This is a genomic window from Shewanella scandinavica, assembly GCF_031932065.1.
Taxonomy (GTDB): domain Bacteria; phylum Pseudomonadota; class Gammaproteobacteria; order Enterobacterales; family Shewanellaceae; genus Shewanella; species Shewanella baltica.
In genome coordinates this window covers 60,994-84,790 of the sequence record NZ_JAUOES010000014.1, presented here as the reverse complement: position 1 = coordinate 84,790, position 23,797 = coordinate 60,994, and the positions used below count along the sequence as shown (strand labels likewise).

The following is a 23,797-nucleotide window of genomic DNA, read 5'->3' as shown; positions in this document are numbered from 1 at the left end:
TGAGGAGCATTACACTCTGCAATGCTCCTAATGACAAATGTTAAAGGTGTTTCTGGCCTCGCACTTGACGGTTTTCACCGACCACCATCATTTCGCATTTAGGACAGTCGAATACCAACTTGAGCACGTCGTTACCGATTTCAAGCACCATAGGATCGGCCTTGATGCCTGGTACTTCCTTCGGACACAAATTAAAGTTAAAGCGCAGACAATGCTTAGTAATCATCAATGGCACGTCTTCGGTGACGCCGTTTTTCTCATAGGTATCTTGGATCTCAATCACGCCGTGACGTTGATAAAAATCCTTCGCCTTTTCGTTGGCTACGTTACCTAAGTAACTCAAATGCTTAACGGGATACACTGCATCTTGATTATGTTTCCACGGCAGTGGACGCACATAACCTTGTATACGGGCAGCCTCTAAGGCGGCCACGCCATCACGACGCAGGCCATTGAGCACAGACGCTGGCAAGAACCAAGCTTGGGCCGTATCGATACTGATACTGCGGGCAACAAAGTCGGTGCTACCGAGCTTACCTAGCTGAGTACGGGTATTTTGTAGGGTCTTGTCGACATCTGTCGCAGGTGTCTTCTCGACCGTTAAATTCACTGTAGCGCTTAGGCCATAGATATCCGTCAAGGTCAGCGCCAGTCCGTCTTCGGTGTCGCTCAACCGTAAATCGACGCCGATAATCCGCTTAGAAGATTCTTTCGATAACAGCGCTTCGAAGGCTTGGTTATGGTTACGGTACAAAGTCATGCCGACTTTTAAATCCTTTGGCACCTGCAAAATATGCAGCTTTAAGCCTTCGGCGCGGTTAACTCGCAGGCCTTGCAGCTTGTCATCGGATTGTTTAGCCATGGCAAAATTCGCAGGGAAAAACGCTAAGCCATCGCCGTTATTAAACTCATGGGTTGAGCTCACTTGGATAAAGTCTTTGCCTATGCTGACCACTTTACCGACTTCTTCACCGATATATTTTGGCGAGCGGAAATCTTTAATGCCTTGGCTACGTTCGTTAACAAAGTAATCTGTGCTGCCACGGTTAAAGGTCTTTTCAGGATCGGGGATAAAAGAATGTTCACAACGGCCGTGGGACGAAGCCTTAAACTCAGGGCGACGCGCCATAATCGCATCCAACTTTTGGCGATAATGCGCGGTGACGTTTTTAACGTAACTTAAATCTTTTAAGCGACCTTCAATCTTAAACGAGCGAATGCCCGCGTCGATGAGCGCTTCGAGGTTTTCGGTTTGGTTATTATCTTTTAAAGACAATAAGTGTTCATTCTGCGCTAACACATCGCCTTGACGGGTTTTAAGATTGCCCGGCAAGCGGCACATTTGCGAGCATTCGCCGCGGTTAGCACTGCGGTTACTAAAGGAATGACTCAAGTTACACAAACCACTGTAAGCCACACACAGAGCGCCGTGGATAAAGAATTCGAGCTGCATATTAGTATGCGCGGCCACATCACGGATTTGGCTCAAGCCTAATTCGCGGGCGAGTACCACCTGTGAAAAACCAACTTGCTCTAAAAACGCCACTTTTTCAGGGCTGCGGTTATCCATTTGGGTACTGGCATGCAGGGCAATCGGCGGCAAATTAAGTTGCAACACACCCATGTCCTGCACAATCAGCGCATCGGCACCGGCTTCATACAATTGCCAAATGAGTTTTTCGGCGTCGGCCAGTTCGTTGTCCATCAAAATAGTATTAAGGGCGACAAATACCTGAGCATGATATTGATGAGCATAAGTACACAGGCGCGCGATATCTTCAACACTGTTACCTGCCGTCGCCCGCGCACCGAATGCGGGCCCCCCTATGTATACCGCATCGGCGCCATGGCGTATGGCTTCGATACCATAGTCAGCATTTTTTGCAGGCGCCAATAACTCAAGGCGGTTATGGACGTGAGAAAGATTCTCGGGAGTGTATATCTCTGGCTGGCTCATGGCTTCAAAGGCTCAACAGGGTCATTAACAAAAAAGAGCGTAATTATAGCAAGAACTCAAATCCAGCTCTATCAGCAAATCATCAACTAATACGCTTTACTTCGACGCTTTAGTTATCTCAGAAAGGTTCATGCCACAGGCAATCTTTGGGCGTCGCACTTGCACCCTCAAGCCTAGCAGAGTATCTTTGCGGCGCATTGACGAATAGGCCTCATTATGACTGATTTTATTTACCAACCACCGACAACTCCTTGGCTCGATATTCTTTATCAAGATAAAGACATCATCGTCATTAACAAACCTTCAGGATTGTTGTCTGTGCCCGGTCGCGACCCAGCCCATTACGACAGTGTCTATGCTCGGGTAAAAGCTGAACATCCCCATAGCCAAATCGTCCACCGCCTCGATATGGCGACCTCAGGCGTGATCGTTGTCGCCCTTATTCGTAGCGCCGAGCGTGAGTTAAAACGTCAGTTCCACGATAGAGAAACCAGCAAGACCTACTTTGCAAGGGTCGCTGGCCATGTCAAAAATGATACGGGTAGCGTTGATTATCCGCTGATCTGCGACTGGCCGAATCGCCCCAAGCAGAAAGTCGATCATCTTGTGGGCAAACCGTCGTTGACTCACTACCAAGTAATAAGTCGCGCCAAACGCTCAACGCTGGTGAAACTCACGCCAATCACTGGCCGCTCACATCAATTACGGGTGCATATGATGGCGCTCGGTCATCCGATCTTAGGCGATGGTTTTTATGCCGACCCATTAGCCAAATCCTTAGCCCCTCGCCTATTACTGCATGCGGCAGAACTCACCATCAAACATCCCTACACGGGTGTCAGTATGACTTTTAGCGCAGAAGTGCCTTTTTGTGAGCCTTTGGGCGAACAATGATCACTAAAATCAACTAAGACGGGCAAAATCGGTAGCAATTCCCCATAAAAAAACGTAACTTTATGACAATTCATTACGTTATAGAGAATTTATTTATGGATACCGCATTTCAGCGCGATCAACTCGATAATCATATCCTCGAAGCCTTAATGCAGGATGCCCGCACGCCCTTTGCTGAACTCGCTAAACGCTTTAGCGTGAGCGCGGGCACTATCCATGTTCGGGTAGAAAAAATGAAGCAAGCGGGGATAATCACAGGCGCGCAGATCACAGTAAATCCTAAAGCCTTAGGTTATGACGTCTGTTGTTTTATCGGTATCAATCTTAAAAGTGCTGGCGATTACCCCGCCGCCATAGCCAAACTCAATGCACTCGAAGAAGTCGTCGAAGCCTATTACACCACAGGCAACTACAGTATTTTCGTAAAGGTAATGTGCCAATCCATCGATGGTTTACAGCATGTACTCATCAATCGCATTCAATCTATCGATGAAATCCAGTCAACAGAAACCTTAATCAGCCTACAAAATCCAATAGTCAGAGCGGTTAAGCCTTAGGCTACAAAACAGCAAGCACAAACAAACGGAACTACGCATGGCAAAGTGTGATTAACATCTTTTTAACCGCGAAAGTGTTAACCATACGGTATTTTTGTGTTACAACTTCATTGCTGACATCAAAGAGTGCAGCAAAAACTATAACAATTCAGCTACAAGCACATCAATAAAGTGCTGAAAGCATTAATTGACAAGGAAGAAGTTGTGAAGACAAAACTATCGATCGCGATCTCCGCTGCACTACTATCAAGCGCAGCTATTGCTAACAGTGAATTTACTTTTAAACCCTACTCACCCGAGATCACATCTCACGATAAATTTAGCAAACCTAAAGTGGCGACAACAAATTTAGGTGCACCACAACGTTTTATTGTTGAAATGGAATCTCCTGCACTGGCTAAATACCAAGGTGGTATTGGCTCATTTGCGGCGACAGCTTCAGCAAAAGAAGGTCAAAAAATTAACGTACAGTCAACTGAAGTAAAAAACTACGCCAATCATCTTACAAAAGAGCAAAACAATTTTGCTTCTGCTCTAGCTAAAACAGTACCTAATGCCAAAGTTGAACGCCATTTCCAAACTTTATTTAATGGTGTCACTGTTGTTGGTCAGGGATTAACAGCTGAAAAACTGGCTCAAATGCCAGGTGTTAAATCAGTCTATCCAGAAACCATGTATGAAATTAGCATGGATGCATCACATCAAATTATTAATACGCAAGCGATGTGGGATGCTGTATCAGGAATGGAAAATGCCGGAAAAGGCGTTAAAGTCGCAGTAATTGATGGTGGTATTCGTCCTGAAAACCCCATGTTTGCTGACGCTGGCTTTACTGCACCAAGTGGGAATTTACCATCGGATGACTATTGCTCGACTGTTGATGCATCTTTCTGTAATAACAAACTGATCGTTGCGCGTTGGTCACAACCTACCTTCCCTGTTTGCGCTGATGAATATATGAGCCCACTCGGTTTTGGTGGTCATGGTACTCACGTAGCAGGAACGGCTGTTGGTAATAAAGTATCAACAACCTTCAAAGAAATTCCGGTTGAGTTATCAGGTGTTGCTCCAGCTGCTTACCTAATGGTTTATAAAGCTCTGTATAGTAAAGCTGACTGTACTGGTGGTAGTGGTTCCAACATTATGTTGATGGAAGCCCTCGAACATGCAGTGAATGATGGCGCAGATGTAATCAACAACTCTTGGGGTGGTGGCGCAGGTGGCGACCCAGCCAGCAGCCCATACAAAACAATGTTTGAAGCTGCAGAAGCTGCGGGTGTTGTTGTCGTTACGGCTGCGGGTAATGATGGTAATGGCCCTCAAACTATTGGCTGTCCAGCTTGTATTGAATCAGGAATTACCGTTGCTAACACTACAACTGGGCGTTTTTTTGCGAATAGCTTTAATGCAGGTGGTGATGATTTACTTGCTATACCAAGTTCTGATGCAGTCCTTTCAGAAGATATTACCGCTCCAGTTATTGCCGCCGTTAATTTAGACGCTGAAAATGCCAATGGTTGTGATGCCTTTGCTGCTGATTCGTTCAAAGATGGTATTGCATTGATTTCTCGTGGAACATGTAACTTTTCATTAAAAGCAACAAACGCAAAAGCTGCAGGCGCTAAAGCCCTTGTTGTTTATAACAATGCGGCAGGCGCACCGACTACTATGTCTATGCCTGGTGAGCCATTCCCAGCTGTAATGATTACGAAAGATGCAGGTTTAGCCGTAATTGAAGCTATGGGAGATACCGTAACAACAGGCATCATAGTTGCAAAAACTAAACGTATCATGGTTTCTGAACTTGCTGATAATCTAAATAGCACCAGTTCACGCGGTCCCGATGGCAACCAAAATATCCTTAAACCGGATATCGCGGCACCTGGTACCAACATTCTGTCAGCCTTTTCTCCTGATGATGGTGGTGAAGACTTCAATATGATCTCTGGCACCAGTATGGCAAGCCCCCATGTTGCAGGTGCTGCAGCCCTAATGAGCCAATTGCACCCAGAGTGGAGTGCAAATGATATTAAAACCGCTCTTACCTCTACAGCCAAGTTTGAAGGTATTCTCGATGATGATGCGGTAACTCCAGCAACTCCTTTTGACATGGGCGCAGGTCGGATGGATTTAGATGCTGCAGCTAAGGCAGTATTAACCTTTGACAAACCTTCAATAGCTTCAGACTCTTGCGTTGGTCCATGTACCTTCACTCGAACTGTCTATAACAAAAGCGATGCAACAACATCTTGGAGCTTATCAACCTCATCCGATAGCACAGGAATCACAGTATCCCCCTCTACCTTAGAACTTGCTGCAGGAGCTTCAGCCACGTTTACTGTAACCGTTGACTCAACTTTCGCTACGTATGGTGAGTGGATCTTCGGTAACGTATTGATAAACAGCACTGAAGGATTACAAAATGCTCACTTACCTCTAGCAGTTTTGGCTAAAGAGTCAAGTAACGCATCATTAATCTCCACTCAGACGACAAAAACAGACATTACAGCAAGTGATGTAATCCCATTGGTCGCTACTGTAAATAATAACGTATTTGCAAATACAGTTACTGTAACTGCACAAGCACCTAAAGGAACTAAGCTAACCTCAAAAGATGATGTTAAAGTCACTTTAGCGGGTGCGACACAAAATGGATTGCAGGTAAATGAAGATTTAGGCTTAGTGACATGGGTAGGCCAACTAAATTTACCTAAAATGGCCACTACAAAAGGTGCTCAGAGATTCCCAAGTATTGTAGATTTAGGTGTAACACCTGTTACATGCCCTGACGGCTGTGATGAACAAGCCTTTACTTTTACAGTTCCGAGCTTTAAATACAACGGTGTGAGCTACAGTAAAATAACAATTTCAGATAATGGATTAGCTATTGTTGGTGGCGGAAGCGCAAGTGGTACTTTTGCAAATAAACAATTACCAGATGGCAGTAACCCAAATAATATTTTGGCCCCCTTCTGGTCAGATTTCGACCTATCCGATAAGTCTGTCGGCGATACTGGCGGTGGTGACTTAGCAGTTGGTGTATTCACAGATGGCGCTGGGGTGAAGTGGCTAGCATTAGAGTGGAATAAAGGCCAACTCTATGGCGACACATCAGGTACATCTTATACATTCAGTATTTGGATTAGGACCGGTGATACTGAAGAGGTTGTCTTTAACTATATCGATATTCCAAATATGCCTGCAAGCATTACTATTGGTGCAGAGAACGTAGGCGGAACCATTGGAACAACTTATAACTTTAATGGTACTGGTGGAAGTATTGCTACTGGTGATGCTTTAACATTAAAAAATACAACAGCTGGAAATGTAACAATTAACTACGATGTTACTGCTACTTCACTCAATGTTGGGCAAGCCGATGTAATTGAAACCAATGAGGAAACTTTAGTTTCTATTGATGTGTTAAAAAATGATACCAAACCAGATATGAAAGTTGCTCGCGTATCAATTACAGGTGATGGCATTACGGCAAATGCCCAACGCATTATTGATATCATGCCAAAAGGAGCATTAGGCAGCTTAGCTATTGTACAAGCACCTACACACGGCACTGCTGTAATCAATTCAACGGGTGGAATTGATTACACACCTGCTGAGAATTACTTTGGTCCAGATATGCTTAGCTATAGATCAGCAGACGAAGATGGCAATACTGGCGCTGCAGCAATTGTTACAATTGACGTAAAAAATGTGAATGACGCACCAACAGTCGCTCCAGTCGGTTCAACGGGTGTTGAAGGTTCTGTGTTAACAGCAAAAGCTAATGGCTCAGATATAGATCAAGATACCTTAACTTATACCTGGACTCAGACGAGTGGAACTCCAGTGACTTTCACCAACGGTGGAGAAACTATAAGTTTCACGGCACCTAGTGGAGCACAAGATCTGGTCTTTACTGTAACAGCATCTGATGGAGAATTAGAAAGTGAGCCAGGTATAGTGACAGTTAAAGTAACTGCTAAACCAACGCCTCCTGCTAAAAAAGATGATGGCGGTGCTCTAGGTTGGTTAACAGCCTTGTTGTTACCTCTAGCGGCAATGCGTCGTCGTATGAAGTAACGAGAAGTTAAACAGTAAAAAGGGAGCCTTAATGGCTCCCTTTTTTAATATGCTCTCAATAAATATGTTTACGAACGTAACCCAATTCCCCGTGAAACTAGATAATACGCTAAGGTCCATAGGGCGACACAGAAACCGATCATAATGGCGATGGATAGTGGCACGCTGATGTCGGCGAAACCTAAAAAACCATAGCGGAACACGTTGATCATATAGACCACAGGGTTGAGTGCCGACACGCCTTGCCAGAAAGGGGGCAAGAGTGACAGGGAGTAAAATACGCCGCCGAGGTAAGTTAATGGGGTAAGCACAAAAGTGGGGATGATACTGATATCATCAAAACTTTTAGCAAAAACAGCGTTAATCAAGCCACCTAAGGAGAATAGCACTGAGGTTAAAAACACTGTCATTACCACTAAACCGGCATGATGCAAGCTAATGTCGACGAAGAACATGGCCACAAGCGTCACTATTAGGCCGACACATAAACCGCGCGCCACGCCGCCACCAACATAGCCAGCAATCAACACATAATGGGGCACAGGAGCCACCATCAGCTCTTCTAAATTACGCTGAAACTTAGCACTGTAGAATGAGCTAGCCACGTTCGAGTAAGAGTTAGTGATCACCGACATCATGATCAAACCCGGGGCGATAAACTCCATATAAGATACGCCGCCCATCTCTCCAATTCGGCTGCCGACTAAGTTACCAAAAATCAAAAAATACAAGGTCATGGTAATCGCAGGCGGCACTAAAGTCTGGATCCAAATTCGCGTAAAACGATTGATTTCTTTGCTTAAGATGCTTTTAAAGGCGATAAAGTAGAGCTGGTTCATGCAGAGACTCCCTGAGTTTTCTTCACGAGTTCGACGAAGAGTTCTTCTAAGCGATTAGACTTGTTACGCATCGATAGCACTTCTATATTGGCCGCACTTAATTGGCTAAAGACATCGTTGAGATTTTGCTCTTTAACCACATCCACCTCTAAGGTATGAGAGTCAGTTAAGCGACAAGTCATACCATCGAGTACCGGTGCCGTTGCTGTATCGTGACGCAGATCGAGAATAAATGTCTCCATATTCAGCTTACTGAGCAGCGCCTTCATGCTAGTGCATTCCACTAAAATGCCTTTGTCGATAATGCCGATATTACGGCAAAGCATTTCAGCCTCTTCAAGGTAATGGGTGGTCAGGATGATCGTCACGCCTTGCTGATTAATTTGTTTGAGGAACTCCCACATAGAGCGGCGCAGTTCAATATCTACGCCTGCGGTGGGTTCATCTAAAATCAACAATTTAGGTTCGTGCATCAGGGCGCGGGCGATCATTAACCGTCGCTTCATGCCGCCGGATAATTCCCGCGATTGGCTATTACGTTTTTCCCACAAATCCAGTTGGCTTAAGTATTTTTTAGCACGCTCAAGGGCAATAGGCTTAGGCACACCATAGTAACCCGCTTGATTCACCACGATTTGCAGTACGGTTTCAAACTGGTTGAAGTTAAACTCTTGCGGCACTAGACCAATACAAAGCTTGGCATGTTCGAGCTGCTTATCGATATCATAATCAAAGACTTTGACCGAACCTGAACTCTTCTGCACTAAGGAGCTAATAATACCAATCGTGGTGGATTTACCGGCACCATTGGGGCCGAGCAAGGCAAAGAAATCCCCTTGATTGACGGTGAGGCTGATGCCTTTGACCGCTTCGACACCGCCTTTATAGGTTTTTTTAAGCCCTTCGAGTACCAGAGCATGGGTAATATTCGCCATATTTGTACCGATCCTTACACATTAGAAAGTAATAAGATGGTGCTAAAAAACACAATTACAATGATGGGTTGCAGAACTAAAGCAAAAAATTAGCTAATCGATTGAAAAACCAATCTTTAATGGTTCAATTATTTATACTATTTTTTATATAACCGTAAAAAGCAAAACTCCCGCCTGTTGCGGGAGTTTTAAACGGTATCGGACACTTAATCGAGTGGCACGACTTTCGCGATGTAAGGTAGATTGCGATATTGCTCTGCATAATCAATACCATAACCCACGATAAACTCATCAGGGATAGTGAAACCGATAAAATCGACCTTCACATCCACTTCACGACGTTCTGGTTTATCCAGCAGGGTGCACAGTGCAAGGCTCTTAGGCTCGCGCAGTAACAACATCTCGCGCACTTTGCTTAAAGTGTTACCTGAGTCAATCAAGTCTTCCACAATCAATACATCGCGACCGGCGATATCTGATTGCACATCTTTCAGCACTTTCACATCCCGTGAGCTGGTCATAGCATTGCCATAACTGGAAACCGACATAAAATCGATTTCAACATGGCCTTTAATTCGGCGACACAGGTCTGCCATAAAGACCACTGAGCCTTTTAACAAGCCTACCATCAGCAGACGTTCGCTGTGGGCATAATGGGCATTGATTAGCTCGGCCATTTGATCCAATTTCTGGCTTATCTCTTCCGCAGAGATCATCACTTCGGTGGTGTGTTTCATATAAGTCTCAATTGTCGAGGTCGCGGTTAGACTGTTTGTCATAACCCCAGCGACTCGTTAATGCATGGTCAACGCCCAAATGATCGAGAATTCGAGCGACCATGAAGTCTACCAGATCTTCAACCGATTTGGGATTGTGATAAAAACCGGGGGCGGCGGGCATAATGGTCGCGCCGAGGCGAGAAAGGCTCAACATATGCTCTAAGTGTATGGCACTAAAAGGAGTTTCCCTCGGCACTAGGATAAGTTGGCCGCGCTCTTTAATCACCACATCGGCGGCGCGTTCGAGTAAATTATTACTCATTCCGGTAGCCACAGCCGCTAACGTCCCCGTCGAGCAAGGGCAAATCACCATTTGTTTAGGTGCGGCGCTGCCCGATGCGGGCGGTGAAAACCACTCATCTTTGCCTAACACCACTAACTCGCCAGTGATAATCACGCCTTTTTCGTGCAGCAAAGCCAACAGCTGGGCATGGGCTTTGTCGCTGTTGGCGCTTAACTGCAAACCGTGTTCAGTCGCTAATACTACCCGAGCGGCACTGGAGATCATCAAAAACACTTGATAACCCGATACCAACAGACACTCGAGCAACTTAAGGCCATAGGGGGCACCCGAGGCGCCCGTCCAAGCTAAGCTAATTGCCTTTGTCGACTTTGTGTAGCTCATCTTAAACCTGCTCTACAGCTGAACGCTGCTCTAATGCGGCCAATAACTTCTTATGTAACCCACCAAAACCGCCATTACTCATCACCACTATGGTGTCGCCCGCTTTGGCCGTTGCCGCTACTTTGGCGACCACATCATCAATTTGGTGTAACACAGTCACGGGGATCACTGCCGCTTCCATGGCTTCTTTCATGTTCCAGTCGATGGTATCGGCTTGATATAAAAAGGCTTCGTCGGCTTGCATCATAGAAAAAGCTAAAGTGTCTTTATGGACACCGCTCTTCATAGTGTTTGAGCGCGGCTCGAGTACCACAGTAATCTTGCTCTGACCGACCTTAGCCCGCATGCCTTTTAACGTGGTCGCAATCGCCGTTGGATGGTGGGCAAAGTCGTCGTAAACGCTCACGCCGTTAACGGTTCCGAGTAATTCGAGTCGACGTTTAGGTGGCATAAACTTAGCTAAGGCTTCAATTGCAGCACTCGGCTTAACGCCCACGTGACGCGCAGCAGCAATGGCCATCATGGCGTTTTCAATATTGTGCTGACCAATCAAATCCCATTCGAGAATGCCTTGGGACTCACCATCAAAAAACACTTCAAAGCGATGGCAATCATCACTTAAGGCTTTGCCATACCAACCGTTGGCAGATTCGGCTAAATGATAGGTTTCTTGCTCGCTCCAGCAACCCATATCAATCGTCTGCTTAACAGCATGGGAATCGGCGGGCCAAACGATCTTTCCTTCGCCAGGTACAGTGCGAACTAAATGATTAAACTGTTTTTGAATCGCGGCCAGATCGGCAAAAATATCGGCATGATCGAACTCAAGATTGTTGATCACTAAGGTACGCGGATGATAATGCACGAATTTCGAACGTTTATCGAAGAAGGCACTGTCGTATTCATCGGCCTCAACCACAAAAAAAGCCGTCTTGCCTAAACGCGCAGACACACCAAAGTTTTGCGGTACACCACCGATTAAGAATCCGGGCTCATAACCGCAATCATCTAAAATCCAAGCTAACATGCTAGAAGTCGAGGTTTTACCGTGAGTGCCAGACACTGCCAGCACCCAACGCTCGGGCAGAATATGATCGGCTAAAAACTGCGGGCCAGAGGTATAAGGGATGCCAATGTTCAACACGGCTTCCACGCAAGGATTACCACGGCTCATGGCATTACCAATCACAACTAAGTCAGGATAATGCCCTGCTTCACCCAGCTGGCTGGGATCAAAACCTTGAATAAGCTCAATGCCTTGGTCCTCTAGTTGCGTGCTCATTGGAGGATAGACATTGGCATCCGAGCCCGTCACTCTGTGCCCTTTTGCCCTAGCCAATAACGCTAGACCACCCATGAAGGTTCCACAAATTCCTAAAATATGTACGTGCATACCGCTCGCTCTGATGTTTTGAATTCAACGCCATTCTAATCCATCGGGCGACAGATTGGCAGGTAACAATCGGCGAAAAGCACTGCAATCGCAAATGACAGTTTTTAAATCCGTGGATTTCACATTCGAGTTGCAGAACTGAGATTTTTAGATAACAGGTCAACTAACACAAGGCCGAAAACTGTTGCAATGCAGGGTACTATACCCAAACAACCTGAAGATGCAGGATTCAGCGGGAGTTTAACGCACTTTAGGCAAGGCGGTTATTTGCGGACCTAGTGGACTAAGTTAAAAATAACCAACACGGCATAAAGTGCGTTAAAACCCGCCGGGACGGAGCACCTAGGGCACTCCACTTCCGTGTTGCATCAATTCAAAAGGTGGCCGACATTCTGTCATTGATGCGCCTTGAATTGAAGCACCCTAGGCGCTCTGAAACTCGTATCTTCAGGTTGCTTGGGTATAGCGTAAGTCTCGATAGAATTGAGCGTGCTGACTGCGGTGACGACTAAATAAGAATTGACGTAACGCTTCGCGCTCTTCGGTTTCAGCCTGAAACTTAACGAAGGCCAGACCTTTCTCGCTACGAATAGGCTCGATATCGACGCGCATAGTCTCGCCATTAGGCAGTTGTAATTGCAGATCTTTACTGCCTAACAATTGCTTAAATTGCTGCTGCGATTTAGCGCGAATGGCCATGCCAGAACTGGATAACGAGGCAACTGACCATTGCTCACCTTGATCGTGGTCGAATATCCACACATCATCGGCTTGGGTTAACCGCCAACTGCGCTCCACTCCCGAAGCATCTAGCACTTCAGGCACGCCTAAAGTGGGTTGAAACTGTCCAAAGTCATCCACTTTCATCAGTAGTGGAAACCAGAGTTTATAGGGCCCGACTTCGGCTAATAGAGTGAGTTTTGCCTTACCGAGAATCGAAGCGATAACTTGCGGCACTTCAGTTGTGACTGTGAGCACATGATTGACCAGGGGATCGTTAGTCAAGGCAGTGCCCACACGAGTCGGCGAAAAAAGTTCGCTAAAACAAGCAAGCTCCTCCGCGGATAATCGAGGTTCATCCATCATGATAAGTCCTCCCAAGTTAAATTCCTTATCCCAAAAAGTACCACCAAAGTATGGGATTGTACATTTTTACACCAAAACAGTGGCAAAAAACGGAATATAGGCTAGCAAGGCTAAATTCAAGACTCTATTAGCCATTTGCGCTATTTAACTTGGAAAATGCAGTGGATTGTTATTCCTCGCTTTTTAAACTGCTGGAAGGCGGAGCAAACAAGATACGTAGTCGTTGTTTAACACTCAAGCCTGTCGCGGTGACCTCAGCAAACATGTCTCGCCATTCACTAAACGTCACTTTAAGGGGATTAAAACTATTCACAGGCTTAGTGATACCGTAAATCACAGTCTCCACTTCGGGCTCAAAAGTGCCAAACAGCTTGTCCCAAATAATCAGCACACCCGCATAGTTTTTATCGATATATTGGGGATTACGACCGTGGTGCACCCTGTGATGTGACGGTGTATTGAAGACCCATTCCAGCGGTCCGAGTGATTTAATCGCTTGGGTATGCACAAAAAATTGCAATCCTAGATTGAGTAATACCACAAACACCACCCAGTTTGGGTCGAAACCTATGACCACCAGCGGCAACCAAAACACCCACATTCCCGCAAACGGATACATTAAACTCTGGCGAAACGCCGTGCTAAAATTCATATTCTCAGAGCTATGGTGCACCACGTGAGCCGCCCACATCCAACGCACTCTGTGGCTCGCCCTGTGGAACCAGTAGTAACAAAAATCCTGCGCGACCATCAAAGCAATAAAGCTTGATGGGCCCATTTCAATATCGAATAACTTCCAACCAAACATCGCCAGATACAGCTTAGCGATCAACAAGCCAGTGAGCAGATCGGCACCTTGATGCATTGCCGCAAGGCTGAAATTACACAGTACTTCTTGGCCGCGATAACGTGCAGTTAACGGCAGCTTTTGTCTTTTATCGCCAAAATACCATTCCAGTAAAATACACACGAAAAACAACGGCGCGAGCACGAGCAGTAACACTTCGGGGTGCTGGATCAGCGAGGCGATATCCATATAAGGTCGTCCTGTTCTCTTGTTGTTTTATGATTATTTTTAGTGTTTTTTATATCGATTCTGAGCGAATTTTATAAACCGCATTAAACGCCACAACACAGACAACAGTGGTCGGTTAGTCGCGTTTTACGACCCGCATTCGGTTACCAGCGGGCATAGTGATCTTCGGCGAGCCCCAGCACATTATTCAACTGGTAACTGCGCCCTTGATTATCGGTAATCGTGCCGCTGAAATGACCGATGAATTGGCGGAAATTACTCTTAAGCAAGAGCAAGTTACGCTTTTCACTGCGACAATTGCGCGCCGCAAACTGTAAATCCACTTGGCCATTTTGACTGTAGACTCGCCAAACCTCGGCGCCGAGCGTGGCATGTCGATCAAACTCAAATTGCACTGGTCCGAGTAAATGACGCTCGCCATTAATCCAAAAGACATTTTCAGTAGCGCCGGTTTCATTGACGCCCGCGGCTAAATTAAGCCCCATAATGCCCTCATGGATCCGCGCGTTGATCGACGCCCAGCGCCAACTGGTATCGCGGCGCATGTAACCCGCCGAAAAATCATAACCAGCTAAAGCGTGATTCAGTGGCTGCGGCTCATGAGCTACAGTCAAACTACCTTTAACCGTCAAACCATTATGCTTTTGTGTGTAAGTCCAGCCGTTGTATCCAGTAGGACTACACATGGCCATAGGCAAACTTAAGGGTGCTGAGTGCAAAGTCACATCGGCTTGAATATTTTTAGTATCAATTATTAACCGCCAACCGCCCTTTACGATCTCAAAACTTAACTGCGCCCCTTTACGGCCAATACTACTTCGCCCCTCGGCAGGCGATGGCGTCATTTGATAGCCAAATCTTAAAGGTTTTAGCCAATCAAGCTGGGTGAGAGTATTGGTTTTTATGTCGTATAAATAACAAAACGCACTGCCGACGTAAGCAATATCGGCGAGTGCGATACCAAGGACATAACGCGGCGTGACCAAAGAGACAAACTGAAACTGTTTATAATCGAAATGCTTGGCCCACGCTGAAGCAGGTTTATCCATAGTATCGAAATAAGCAAAGTCCGCTAAACCTAAGGTTTTGACTATGCCATCGAAATGGCCGAAATGGGGTAACCCCTTCGGATTGATCAGGCTATCTGGGGCGATTTGCGTTGCTATCGTTAACATGACTATGCCTTACAGAAATAACGCGGGAGCATCTGTACTCTCTCATTCTAAACATCGAATTTTTACTCTAACCTGTCCCCCTTTGCATTAAAAGAGTGCAAGGTCAAAATGTTGTCATTTTGTTGCGGGCGAGTATTCTGTTTACAGCTCTAATATCCAAGGTTCTAAAACGAAAAAAGCGCCAAGGGCGCTTAATTGAGGCTAATTGATAATATTTGCGAGTTAGAATCGATAACTCACGCCAAAGTTGACCCCTTGCAGCTCTAACTCTTTCATTGGCACATATTGGTACTCAAGATTGAGTCCAAAGCCAGAGCGAAAACGATATTGCCAACCCACAGCGCCGTAAAATCCTACATCATCCGAATCCATCTCTTGCTTATCCATCTCATAACTCACTTTGGTATAAGCGGCGCCGAGTTTGGCGTACAGACTATTACCACGAGACAACGCATATTCGCCATAAGCAGTGGTTCTGATACCTTGGTAATGTAAATCTTTGATTTCACTGATACCACTAATAAGTGCACTCGCCACTCCACCCGTCCCCGTTAAATACCCCGCTTCAAAACCAAAATGCTCATTAAGCATAAAGCGATAATACAAGTCACTGGTGAAGGTATCACCTGCATCATATTTACCGCTGTTGGTTTCAAATTCTTGAGTACCGTAGCCTAAACTGCCGCCGAGTATATGGGCGGAATCCCCCGCGAATGCATTGGTGCTAATGATGCTTGACGCCATTGTCAGGCCCACAACAATCGAAATTAACGACAGTTTTGACATGTTTTGCTCCAGATGAAATGAACTAACCCATAGTGAACACTGGATGTTATCACTGTAAGCTGTACTCCAACTGAATCGAGGTGTTCTGTGGCATCAAAAGTGATTTCTGGTATGCTGTAGCCACTTTTACTTGTACGAGAGATCCCATGAAACGGCTATTACTGACTTTGACTTTTCCCCTGCTGTTTGCGGGCTGTGCCAGCCAAAACCCGACTCATATGGCTTTCAGTCCCCAAGTGCCCAATATCAGTCAACAAACGGCGCAATCTGTACCTATCTCTCTTGAAACCGTCGATACGCGCACCGTCGATTATGTTGCTCGTTTTATTGAAGAAGGGACAAAAACACGTTTGGTCGGCCCAAGTGAACCGCCTAAGTTGCTGCTCGATGAAGTGTTCCGCGCAGGCTTTAACCAAGCCGGTTATCAAATCGATCCTAGTGCAACCAATTCAGTGCAAATTCAATTAGAAGAATTGCAAATGGATGTCACTAAAAAGACTTTTGGCTATGAGGCAAAACACAATGTATTAATCGCAGTGCAAGCCAAAAACTCAACCCAAGAACTGGTTAAACGTTATAAGGCAAAAGGCACCCTGAAAGGCCCTTTAACACCCGATTTTGCGACCTTGGAGCTGGATATGAATAAATTACTCGGCCAACTCACAGGCGAAATTCTCAATGATCCTGAGCTGAATCAGTTTCTACAACAATAACAGCGTCAGTTTATTATAAGGAAATCAATATGCTCCGTTGGATATCAGCCCTCTTATTTCTCTTTATGAGTCACAATAGCCTCGCACTCGACATTCAAGCCGATACCTTGTATCCCAGAGTCGAGTTTGACACTAGTTTAGGCAAAATAGTGGTCGAGCTAGATAGGACACGCGCACCTATCACTGTCGATAACTTCTTAACCTATGTCGTCAAAGGCGAATACGACAACACGATATTTCACCGTGTGATCAGTGACTTTGTGGTGCAAGGCGGTGGACTCACCCCTAAGTATGAAGAGTTGCCAGACGGCAAGCCGATAGTCAACGAATCAGGAAATGGTCTCACCAACAGCATAGGCACTATCGCCATGGCGCGGGAAAACGAGCCGCACTCAGCCACACGCCAGTTCTACTTCAACGTGGCCGACAATACTAAGCTCGACCCATCCAAACGCCGTTGGGGTTATGCCGTATTTGGTGAAGTGATTGAAGGGAAAACTGTCCTCGAAGCTATGGCTGTCGTTGAGACGGGGACGAACGCTAAGCTCAATTGGCCCGATGTCCCTGTGACACCTATCATATTGAAAACCGCTAAGTTATTACCTAAACAGTAATCCAAAAATAATTTCGAGCAAAAGCGCTAATTTTGCATCTATACTGTTATAGCAAACAGAAAGGAGGCAAACGATGACGGCAACTGAGTTCATCGATAATAAAGCGCCCCAACTCGCCTTTTATGGAAAAGCGTTTTTGAGTGAAGAACTCGACTTCCATGAAGTGCAACTTTACTTATGGGACACGTTAGAAGAATGGCAGCAATTGAATTCGACTGGCGAAGCGCAAACGGAAACTGAAAAAGTGTTTTGGCACTTGCTCCACAGCTTTAACAGGTGGCCTGACTGTGTGATCCGCGGCAATCAATATCTGCGTAAGCAAGTGAATGATTGCTGTGACTATCTGAGTTTAGGCGGCCGAGTGCCGCAGGGATGCGTCGGGATAAGACCTTAAGTTCAGCATTCCTATCGATAGAAAATGGCCCTGTTATCAGGGCCTTTTTTATCGCGCAATTCATTCCTCCCCCTTCATTTTTGTGCTCTCTTCTACTCAAGGTATTAATACAGGCAATCAATGCCGACAATTAATGCTGACGATGAAAATCACTGCAAACGCTTAGCAACAGAAGATTAACGCTTAAGCCATATTCAATCACCAAAATGCGCCAAACGAGAGCCTTGTACAAAAGGAATGCCATTAGCCCTTGAACCCTATGGCACCTTACCCGTAAGCTAGGCGGATTAAATACCTAGACTCATACCTATGTCCGCAACAGGTTTTATTCAACGTACACTCGATGCGCTCAGTGTCTATTATCACAAGCGGGTTTTGATCCTGTTATTACTGGGTTTTTCCGCAGGTCTACCATTGATGCTGGTATTTTCAACGCTATCCTTTTGGTTGCGTGAAGCCGGTGTTGATCGCACTTCAATCGGTTATTTCAGCTGGATAGCCTTGGCCTATGCGTTTAAATGGGCTTGGTCTCCCTTAGTCGATCGGCTCTCACTACCACTGTTAACCCGCTTTCTAGGCCGACGCCGCAGCTGGATGCTGTTCGCTCAGCTGTTATTGGTCGGGGCTATCTTAGGTATGTCGTTCAGCGATCCGCTCAAGGATCTCGAGCGCTTGGCGCTGTTCGCGTTAATGGTTGCCTTTGCTTCCGCCACCCAAGATATTGTGATTGATGCCTTTCGAATTGAATCCGCCCCAGAAAAGATGCAAGCCGCATTAGCCGCCGCCTATCAAGTGGGTTACCGCAGCGCCATGATAGTCGCCACCGCAGGTGCGCTCACGATAGCGGCTTGGGTCGAACCCGGTAACACAGCATACAACTTAGTGGCCTGGCAAACCTCTTACCTGATTATGGCGGGCTTGATGTCGGTGGGGATTTTGACCACGATTTTTAGCCGAGAGCCCAAAGTCGATACCCGCGCCGCCGATGCAACCGAACTAGCCTTAAAGCAACGCTTAAGCGCCACTTATCCAAGCGTTATCGCCGCTGGCATGTCTTGGGTTTACACGGCCAGTATTTTGCCTTTTATCGATTTTTTCAAACGCTATGGCCGCAGCGCTATCCTCATCCTATTGCTGATTTCTTGCTACCGGATCTCAGATATTGTGATGGGCATTATGGCGAACGTCTTTTATGTGGATATGGGCTTCACTAAGGAAGAAATTGCCTATTTGAGTAAGATCTATGGCCTGATCATGACCTTAGTCGGCGCAGCCTTCGGCGGTATTTTGTTAGCGCGTTATGGCACGATGAAGATCCTTTTCCTTGGCGCTTTGTTGGTTGCCGTAACCAATCTGTTATTCGCGTGGCAGGCAGTGATTGGCTACAACGTACCCTTTTTAACCTTTGCCATTTCCGTAGACAACTTTAGTGCCGGAATCGCCACGGCGGCTTTTATCGCCTATCTATCGAGTCTCACCAGCAGCGGCTACAGTGCAACGCAATATGCCTTACTGTCTTCGATTATGTTGCTGTTCCCTAAGTTTATCGCGGGCTTCTCGGGGGCCTATGTCGACGCATTTGGCTATGTGAACTTCTTTGTCGCCGCCAGTGTGATTGGTTTTCCTGTGTTGTTTTTGGTTATCTTAGTCAACAAGTATGCGCCGCACCCCAGCACATCATTAATGGATGATTCGTCAAAAAGTGCAGCAGCAAAATCGGATTAAGGTCTCATAGCACTTATGTCATCAATATAAAAAAGCCCTCACACCTTAGTGTGAGGGCTTTTACATTTAAAGACGAAATTACAAACGCGATACTGCATCACGTTAAACCAAATTTGCTCGATTAATCTTTAAAGTTATCAAATTGGAAAGGCTGGCCTAACTCAGACTCACGTGCCAACGCCATGACAGCTTGTAAATCGTCACGTTTTTTACCTGTAACTCGTACTTTCTCGCCCTGAATAGACGCTTGCACTTTAAGTTTGCTGTCTTTAATTAGCTTGACCAGTTTTTTAGCAATTAAGGTTTCTATACCTTCTTTAAACTTCACTTTTAGGGAGAAGGTTTTACCGCTGTGGATGGCTTTCTCATCGACTTCCATCGAAGACGGATCCACATTACGTTTGCTCAGTTGCATACGTAAAATGTCCACTAATTGTTGGCATTGGAAGTCATCTTCAGCGGTTAACGTGACCACATGGTCCTTATATTCCACGTCAGCCGTTTTACCGCGAAAATCGAAACGGGTCGCCAGCTCACGTTTGGTATTATCAACCGCATTACGCAGTTCAACTTCATTCACTTCTGACACAATATCCATTGAAGGCATAGTTTTTATGTCCCATATCAAATTAATATGCAGCTAGTTTACCCACACACAGGCCTAAGTTGAAGGCAAAGCCTAGAATAAAAGCGTAATCATGGATGACTTTAGTGGTGGATTTTCCTATCATTGCCCCACTCTAAGCTAATGCAAACATATTTGTGATAACTAAAAACACCCTATTTAAGCTGGCTTTAGCCGTAGCCTTTGTCGTGATCAGTTATCTGGTATTTTCCAGACCAACCTATTCGCAAAGTATTCCGAATATCGACAAGGTAGGCCATCTTGGGAGCTTTTTTTGCCTCTCATATCTCTCCTACCTCGCTTTCAAACCTAAGTGGTATTGGCTATCGCTCACATTGGCGAGCTATGCCATTTTAATTGAGCTAGTGCAATCGCGCTTGCCCTACCGTAGCGCCTCTGTGGCGGATGTCATTGCCGACTTTGCGGGCATAGCGCTGTTCTACTTTTGTAATTGGGCCTATGGCAAATACTTCCGTGCGGCGCAGTTGCGGGAAGATTAATACAAACGCTATAAATGGGCACTGATACAGAAACCTTAAGGCTGCGAATATGACTCATGCTGTGGATATTGCCATTTTAGGTGCAGGTGCCGTTGGGCAACTGATCTGTCGCCAATTGACAGTTGCGGGCATGAATGTCGGTTTTATCGGCCGTAACGCCCTCGAATCTAGCCAGCAAGTACTGAGTTTTACCCCATTAGCGTCTGCAGATGACCATCAACAGATACAAGCTATCCCGTATTCGGTGCCTATCTTAACTGCCGATGCGCTCGACAATATCCGTCTGGTGATTGTCTGCGTTAAAGCCTATCAAGTGCTCGATGCGCTCTCCCCCTTACTAAAGCAACTGCCTAGCCAATGTCATATTTTGTTATTACACAATGGCATGGGGCCTCATTTAGCGCTGGCACCGCTGATTAATGTGCAAGCCAATGGCAGAGGACTAAGCCTAGGGACAACTTCCCAAGGGGTGTTACGTCAAGCCCCTTGGCAGATTAAGCAAACCGGACAAGGGCTGACTCAGCTGGGGCATTTCGCTGCCGCTGAACTGACGAAGCATTATCGCAATGCTTTGCTGGCTGCCATTCCGAGCAGTGAATGGGTCGATACGATTGTGCCTTGCCTGTGGCAAAAACTCGCAGTCAATGCCGCCATCAATCCGCTCACGGCGCTATATCAATGCCCCAATGGCAAACTAGCTGATCCAGATTTCAGTGAAATGATTAAGGGTATTCTCGATGAGTTGGTCATGGTTGCCGCACATGATGGCGTGTCGCTTGATCAATCATTTTTGCACGACAGGGTCTACCAAGTGATCCGCCTAACAGCGGGGAACTTCTCGTCGATGCACCAAGATATTGCGCATCAAAGGCGAACCGAGATAGACCAAATTAACGGCTATATCTGTGAGCGTGCACAAGCGCACGGTTTAAGTGCGCCAGTCAATGCCGAGCTTTGGGCGCGAGTCAAACAGCTAGCAGTTTAAGCGAGCACAACCAGCCTAGTTAAGTTAAAGGCAATAAATTGATTAATAAGGATAACCTGTAAATCGCGATTTAATTTCCCGCACTCATGCAGCGTATTAAAACGCTGACTCCCCTCGCTTTATATCCACTCGGCACTATCTGCACTGATACTTGCCAGCAGAACTCATCTTGCACCAATAAAACGCACCAAATCAGGGCGGTTTGATTCTGTTTTGCACCGTTTTGCATCAATTCATGATGCTATTTCGGTGCGACTTAATGTTAACGCAATGATAATAAATGCTTTGTTTATATGGCCTGATTCCTGCTTTATTCCAATAAATTGAGTCTGAAGTTTGTTGGAGAGAAAATTGAAACTGGTCACCGCAATCATTAAACCGTTCAAATTAGACGATGTACGTGAAGCCTTAACTCAGCTCAACGTCCATGGCATGACAGTCACTGAAGTGCGCGGCTTTGGCCGCCAAAAGGGCCATACAGAATTGTATCGTGGCGCCGAATACGCAGTGGACTTTTTGCCTAAGATGAAGCTCGAAGTCGCCATTCATTCCGATCAAGAAGAAGCCGTTATCGAAGCCATTATTGCCGCTGCCCATACGGGTAAAGTGGGCGATGGCAAAATCTTTGTGACCGAACTCCAACAAGTCGTGCGCATTCGCACTTCGGAAGAAGGAGTGGATGCCCTATGATACTAGCGAACTTCAGACTCAGTTTTAAATATCTATTGATATTATTCAGTATGTTGGCGACCAATGCTGTCGCCGATGAGGGTCAGTTCAGCGCCGCAAATACTGCGTGGATCTTAAGCTCATCCGCGCTGGTGTTGTTGATGACCTTACCCGGATTAGCCTTATTTTACGGCGGTTTAGTACGCAGTAAAAACGTACTCTCGATATTGATGCAGTGCTTCTCTATCGCCGCCCTTGTCTCAGTTTTATGGTTTGCAATAGGTTATTCGCTCGCCTTCGATGCGGGCAATAGTTTTATCGGTGGCTTAGGTAAAGCATTACTGTCAGGCATTGGCCGCGATAGTCTCAGTGGGGATATTCCTGAGCCCCTGTTTATGCTATTTCAAATGACCTTTGCCATCATCACGCCGGCACTGATCATCGGTGGTTTTGCCGAGAGGATGAAATTCTCAGCTGTGCTCATCTTTTCAGGGGCTTGGTTATTATTGGTTTATGCGCCGATCACCCACTGGGTGTGGGGCGGAGGCTGGTTAGCACAGCTAGGACTGTACGATTTTGCTGGCGGAACCGTGGTGCATATTACCGCCGGGGTTGCAGCGCTCGTGGCGGCTAAAGTGCTAGGTCCGCGCAAAGGATTTTTAAACTCGGCGATTATGCCGCACAACCTGACCATGACAGTCACAGGTGCGGGCATGCTGTGGGTCGGTTGGTTCGGTTTTAATGGTGGTAGCGCACTCGGCGCCAATGGCACAGCTGCCATGGCGATTTTAGCAACTCATCTCGCCGCTTCTATGGGCGCGATGACCTGGGCAGCAATTGAGTGGATTAAGTTTGGTAAACCCAGCGCCCTTGGCATAGTCACCGGCATGGTAGCAGGCTTAGGCACTATCACGCCGGCGTCTGGTTATGTTGGCCCAGCGGGCGCCTTAGTGATTGGTTTACTCGGTGGGATCGTGTGTTTTTACTCAACGGTTTATATCAAACAGAAACTTAAGATCGATGACTCCTTAGATGTTTTCCCCGTACACGGGGTTGGCGGTATTCTCGGAACCCTTTTGGCCGGCGTGTTTAGCTCGACCCAATTAGGCGTCTTTAGCGGCTACGGTTTTGCGGCCGTGAACGAAACCATGATAGACCAACTTGGGGTACAGATTATCGGGGTCGCGGCCACGTTCACTTATACAGGAGTCGTCACTTGGTTACTATTTGTGATAATCCGCAAGCTACTCGGCGGCCTGCGTGTCAGCACTGAGCAAGAAGTAAACGGCTTAGATTTATCGGAACACGAAGAAACTGGTTATAGTCTTTAAACGCTATAGTCTTTAAACGCTTTAGGCTACAACTTGAGCTATAACGCCTGAGCAGCAATAAGGGCACCTAGGTGCCCTTATTGCTGACTAGTTTGATGA

Annotated in this window: 22 protein-coding genes; 11 read left to right on the top strand and 11 right to left on the bottom strand. The window is 46.2% G+C overall.

The window, feature by feature from the left end; all coding sequences use genetic code 11:
* Positions 1–40: 40 nt before the first annotated feature.
* Entirely contained in the window at positions 41–1,957 is a 1,917-nt protein-coding gene (locus Q4Q50_RS13510; protein ID WP_259509615.1) for a peptidase U32 family protein, read from the bottom strand.
* A 216-nt stretch (positions 1,958–2,173) separates the two neighbouring features.
* On the opposite strand from Q4Q50_RS13510, the gene rluA reads away from it, so the two are divergent.
* From rluA to Q4Q50_RS13495, 3 genes are all read left to right on the top strand, one after another.
* Complete coding sequence (rluA, locus tag Q4Q50_RS13505) at positions 2,174–2,851, top strand: bifunctional tRNA pseudouridine(32) synthase/23S rRNA pseudouridine(746) synthase RluA (protein ID WP_011845850.1); 678 nt, start codon at positions 2,174–2,176, stop codon at positions 2,849–2,851.
* A 95-nt stretch (positions 2,852–2,946) separates the two neighbouring features.
* Complete coding sequence (gene asnC, locus Q4Q50_RS13500; protein ID WP_006080290.1) at positions 2,947–3,408, top strand: transcriptional regulator AsnC; 462 nt, start codon at positions 2,947–2,949, stop codon at positions 3,406–3,408.
* 204 nt (positions 3,409–3,612) lie between these two features.
* Positions 3,613–7,488: a S8 family serine peptidase gene (locus Q4Q50_RS13495; RefSeq protein WP_311899718.1), complete on the top strand. Its 3,876-nt coding sequence runs from the start codon at positions 3,613–3,615 to the stop codon at positions 7,486–7,488.
* Between the two features lie 68 nt (positions 7,489–7,556).
* Here Q4Q50_RS13495 and Q4Q50_RS13490 read toward each other — a convergent pair whose 3' ends face one another.
* The 9 genes from Q4Q50_RS13490 to Q4Q50_RS13450 form a co-directional block, all read right to left on the bottom strand.
* Positions 7,557–8,327 (bottom strand): ABC transporter permease, encoded by a 771-nt coding sequence (locus tag Q4Q50_RS13490; RefSeq protein ID WP_006080287.1) that lies wholly within the window; start codon positions 8,325–8,327, stop codon positions 7,557–7,559.
* Complete coding sequence (locus Q4Q50_RS13485; protein WP_107403830.1) at positions 8,324–9,262, bottom strand: ABC transporter ATP-binding protein; 939 nt, start codon at positions 9,260–9,262, stop codon at positions 8,324–8,326. The genes Q4Q50_RS13490 and Q4Q50_RS13485 overlap by 4 nt, the downstream gene beginning before the upstream one ends.
* Positions 9,263–9,468: 206 nt before the next feature.
* Positions 9,469–9,999, bottom strand: a complete 531-nt coding sequence (gene hpt, locus Q4Q50_RS13480) for a hypoxanthine phosphoribosyltransferase (protein ID WP_011845844.1) — start codon at positions 9,997–9,999, stop codon at positions 9,469–9,471.
* A 7-nt stretch (positions 10,000–10,006) separates the two neighbouring features.
* Positions 10,007–10,666 carry a flavin prenyltransferase UbiX gene (locus Q4Q50_RS13475; RefSeq protein WP_006080284.1) on the bottom strand — a complete coding sequence of 220 codons (660 nt, stop codon included), beginning with the start codon at positions 10,664–10,666 and terminating at the stop codon, positions 10,007–10,009.
* A gap of 1 nt (position 10,667) precedes the next feature.
* On the bottom strand, positions 10,668–12,059 hold the full coding sequence (gene mpl, locus Q4Q50_RS13470; protein ID WP_283627847.1) for a UDP-N-acetylmuramate:L-alanyl-gamma-D-glutamyl-meso-diaminopimelate ligase: 1,392 nt from the start codon (positions 12,057–12,059) through the stop codon (positions 10,668–10,670).
* Between the two features lie 447 nt (positions 12,060–12,506).
* Positions 12,507–13,145 carry a hypothetical protein gene (locus Q4Q50_RS13465; RefSeq protein ID WP_012090140.1) on the bottom strand — a complete coding sequence of 213 codons (639 nt, stop codon included), beginning with the start codon at positions 13,143–13,145 and terminating at the stop codon, positions 12,507–12,509.
* Positions 13,146–13,314: 169 nt separating this feature from the next.
* The gene (locus Q4Q50_RS13460; RefSeq protein WP_311899715.1) at positions 13,315–14,181 is read right to left on the bottom strand and encodes a sterol desaturase family protein; all 867 of its coding nucleotides are present in this window, start codon (positions 14,179–14,181) and stop codon (positions 13,315–13,317) included.
* A gap of 143 nt (positions 14,182–14,324) precedes the next feature.
* Complete coding sequence (locus Q4Q50_RS13455) at positions 14,325–15,356, bottom strand: DUF2804 domain-containing protein (protein ID WP_311899713.1); 1,032 nt, start codon at positions 15,354–15,356, stop codon at positions 14,325–14,327.
* Positions 15,357–15,578: 222 nt separating this feature from the next.
* Positions 15,579–16,142, bottom strand: coding sequence for a porin family protein (locus tag Q4Q50_RS13450; protein ID WP_107949071.1), 564 nt, complete (start codon positions 16,140–16,142; stop codon positions 15,579–15,581).
* A 146-nt stretch (positions 16,143–16,288) separates the two neighbouring features.
* Here Q4Q50_RS13450 and Q4Q50_RS13445 point away from each other — a divergent pair, with 146 nt between their 5' ends.
* From Q4Q50_RS13445 to Q4Q50_RS13430, 4 genes are all read left to right on the top strand, one after another.
* A complete protein-coding gene (locus Q4Q50_RS13445; protein WP_311899711.1) occupies positions 16,289–16,855 on the top strand; it encodes a YajG family lipoprotein in 567 nt (188 codons plus the stop codon).
* A 29-nt stretch (positions 16,856–16,884) separates the two neighbouring features.
* Positions 16,885–17,469: a peptidylprolyl isomerase gene (locus tag Q4Q50_RS13440; RefSeq protein WP_220591077.1), complete on the top strand. Its 585-nt coding sequence runs from the start codon at positions 16,885–16,887 to the stop codon at positions 17,467–17,469.
* Between the two features lie 73 nt (positions 17,470–17,542).
* Entirely contained in the window at positions 17,543–17,863 is a 321-nt protein-coding gene (locus Q4Q50_RS13435) for a hypothetical protein (RefSeq protein WP_006080276.1), read from the top strand.
* A gap of 309 nt (positions 17,864–18,172) precedes the next feature.
* Positions 18,173–19,588 (top strand): AmpG family muropeptide MFS transporter, encoded by a 1,416-nt coding sequence (locus Q4Q50_RS13430; RefSeq protein WP_311899708.1) that lies wholly within the window; start codon positions 18,173–18,175, stop codon positions 19,586–19,588.
* Between the two features lie 121 nt (positions 19,589–19,709).
* Here Q4Q50_RS13430 and Q4Q50_RS13425 read toward each other — a convergent pair whose 3' ends face one another.
* Positions 19,710–20,195, bottom strand: a complete 486-nt coding sequence (locus tag Q4Q50_RS13425) for a YajQ family cyclic di-GMP-binding protein (RefSeq protein WP_006080274.1) — start codon at positions 20,193–20,195, stop codon at positions 19,710–19,712.
* Between the two features lie 155 nt (positions 20,196–20,350).
* On the opposite strand from Q4Q50_RS13425, the gene Q4Q50_RS13420 reads away from it, so the two are divergent.
* From Q4Q50_RS13420 to Q4Q50_RS13405, 4 genes are all read left to right on the top strand, one after another.
* A complete protein-coding gene (locus tag Q4Q50_RS13420; protein ID WP_006080272.1) occupies positions 20,351–20,713 on the top strand; it encodes a VanZ family protein in 363 nt (120 codons plus the stop codon).
* 49 nt (positions 20,714–20,762) lie between these two features.
* Complete coding sequence (locus Q4Q50_RS13415) at positions 20,763–21,698, top strand: ketopantoate reductase family protein (RefSeq protein WP_311899707.1); 936 nt, start codon at positions 20,763–20,765, stop codon at positions 21,696–21,698.
* Positions 21,699–22,049: 351 nt separating this feature from the next.
* Positions 22,050–22,388 (top strand): P-II family nitrogen regulator, encoded by a 339-nt coding sequence (locus Q4Q50_RS13410; RefSeq protein WP_006080270.1) that lies wholly within the window; start codon positions 22,050–22,052, stop codon positions 22,386–22,388.
* The gene (locus tag Q4Q50_RS13405) at positions 22,385–23,698 is read left to right on the top strand and encodes an ammonium transporter (protein ID WP_311899704.1); all 1,314 of its coding nucleotides are present in this window, start codon (positions 22,385–22,387) and stop codon (positions 23,696–23,698) included. Before Q4Q50_RS13410 ends, Q4Q50_RS13405 begins: the two co-directional genes overlap by 4 nt.
* The last annotated feature ends 99 nt before the right edge of the window (positions 23,699–23,797 follow it).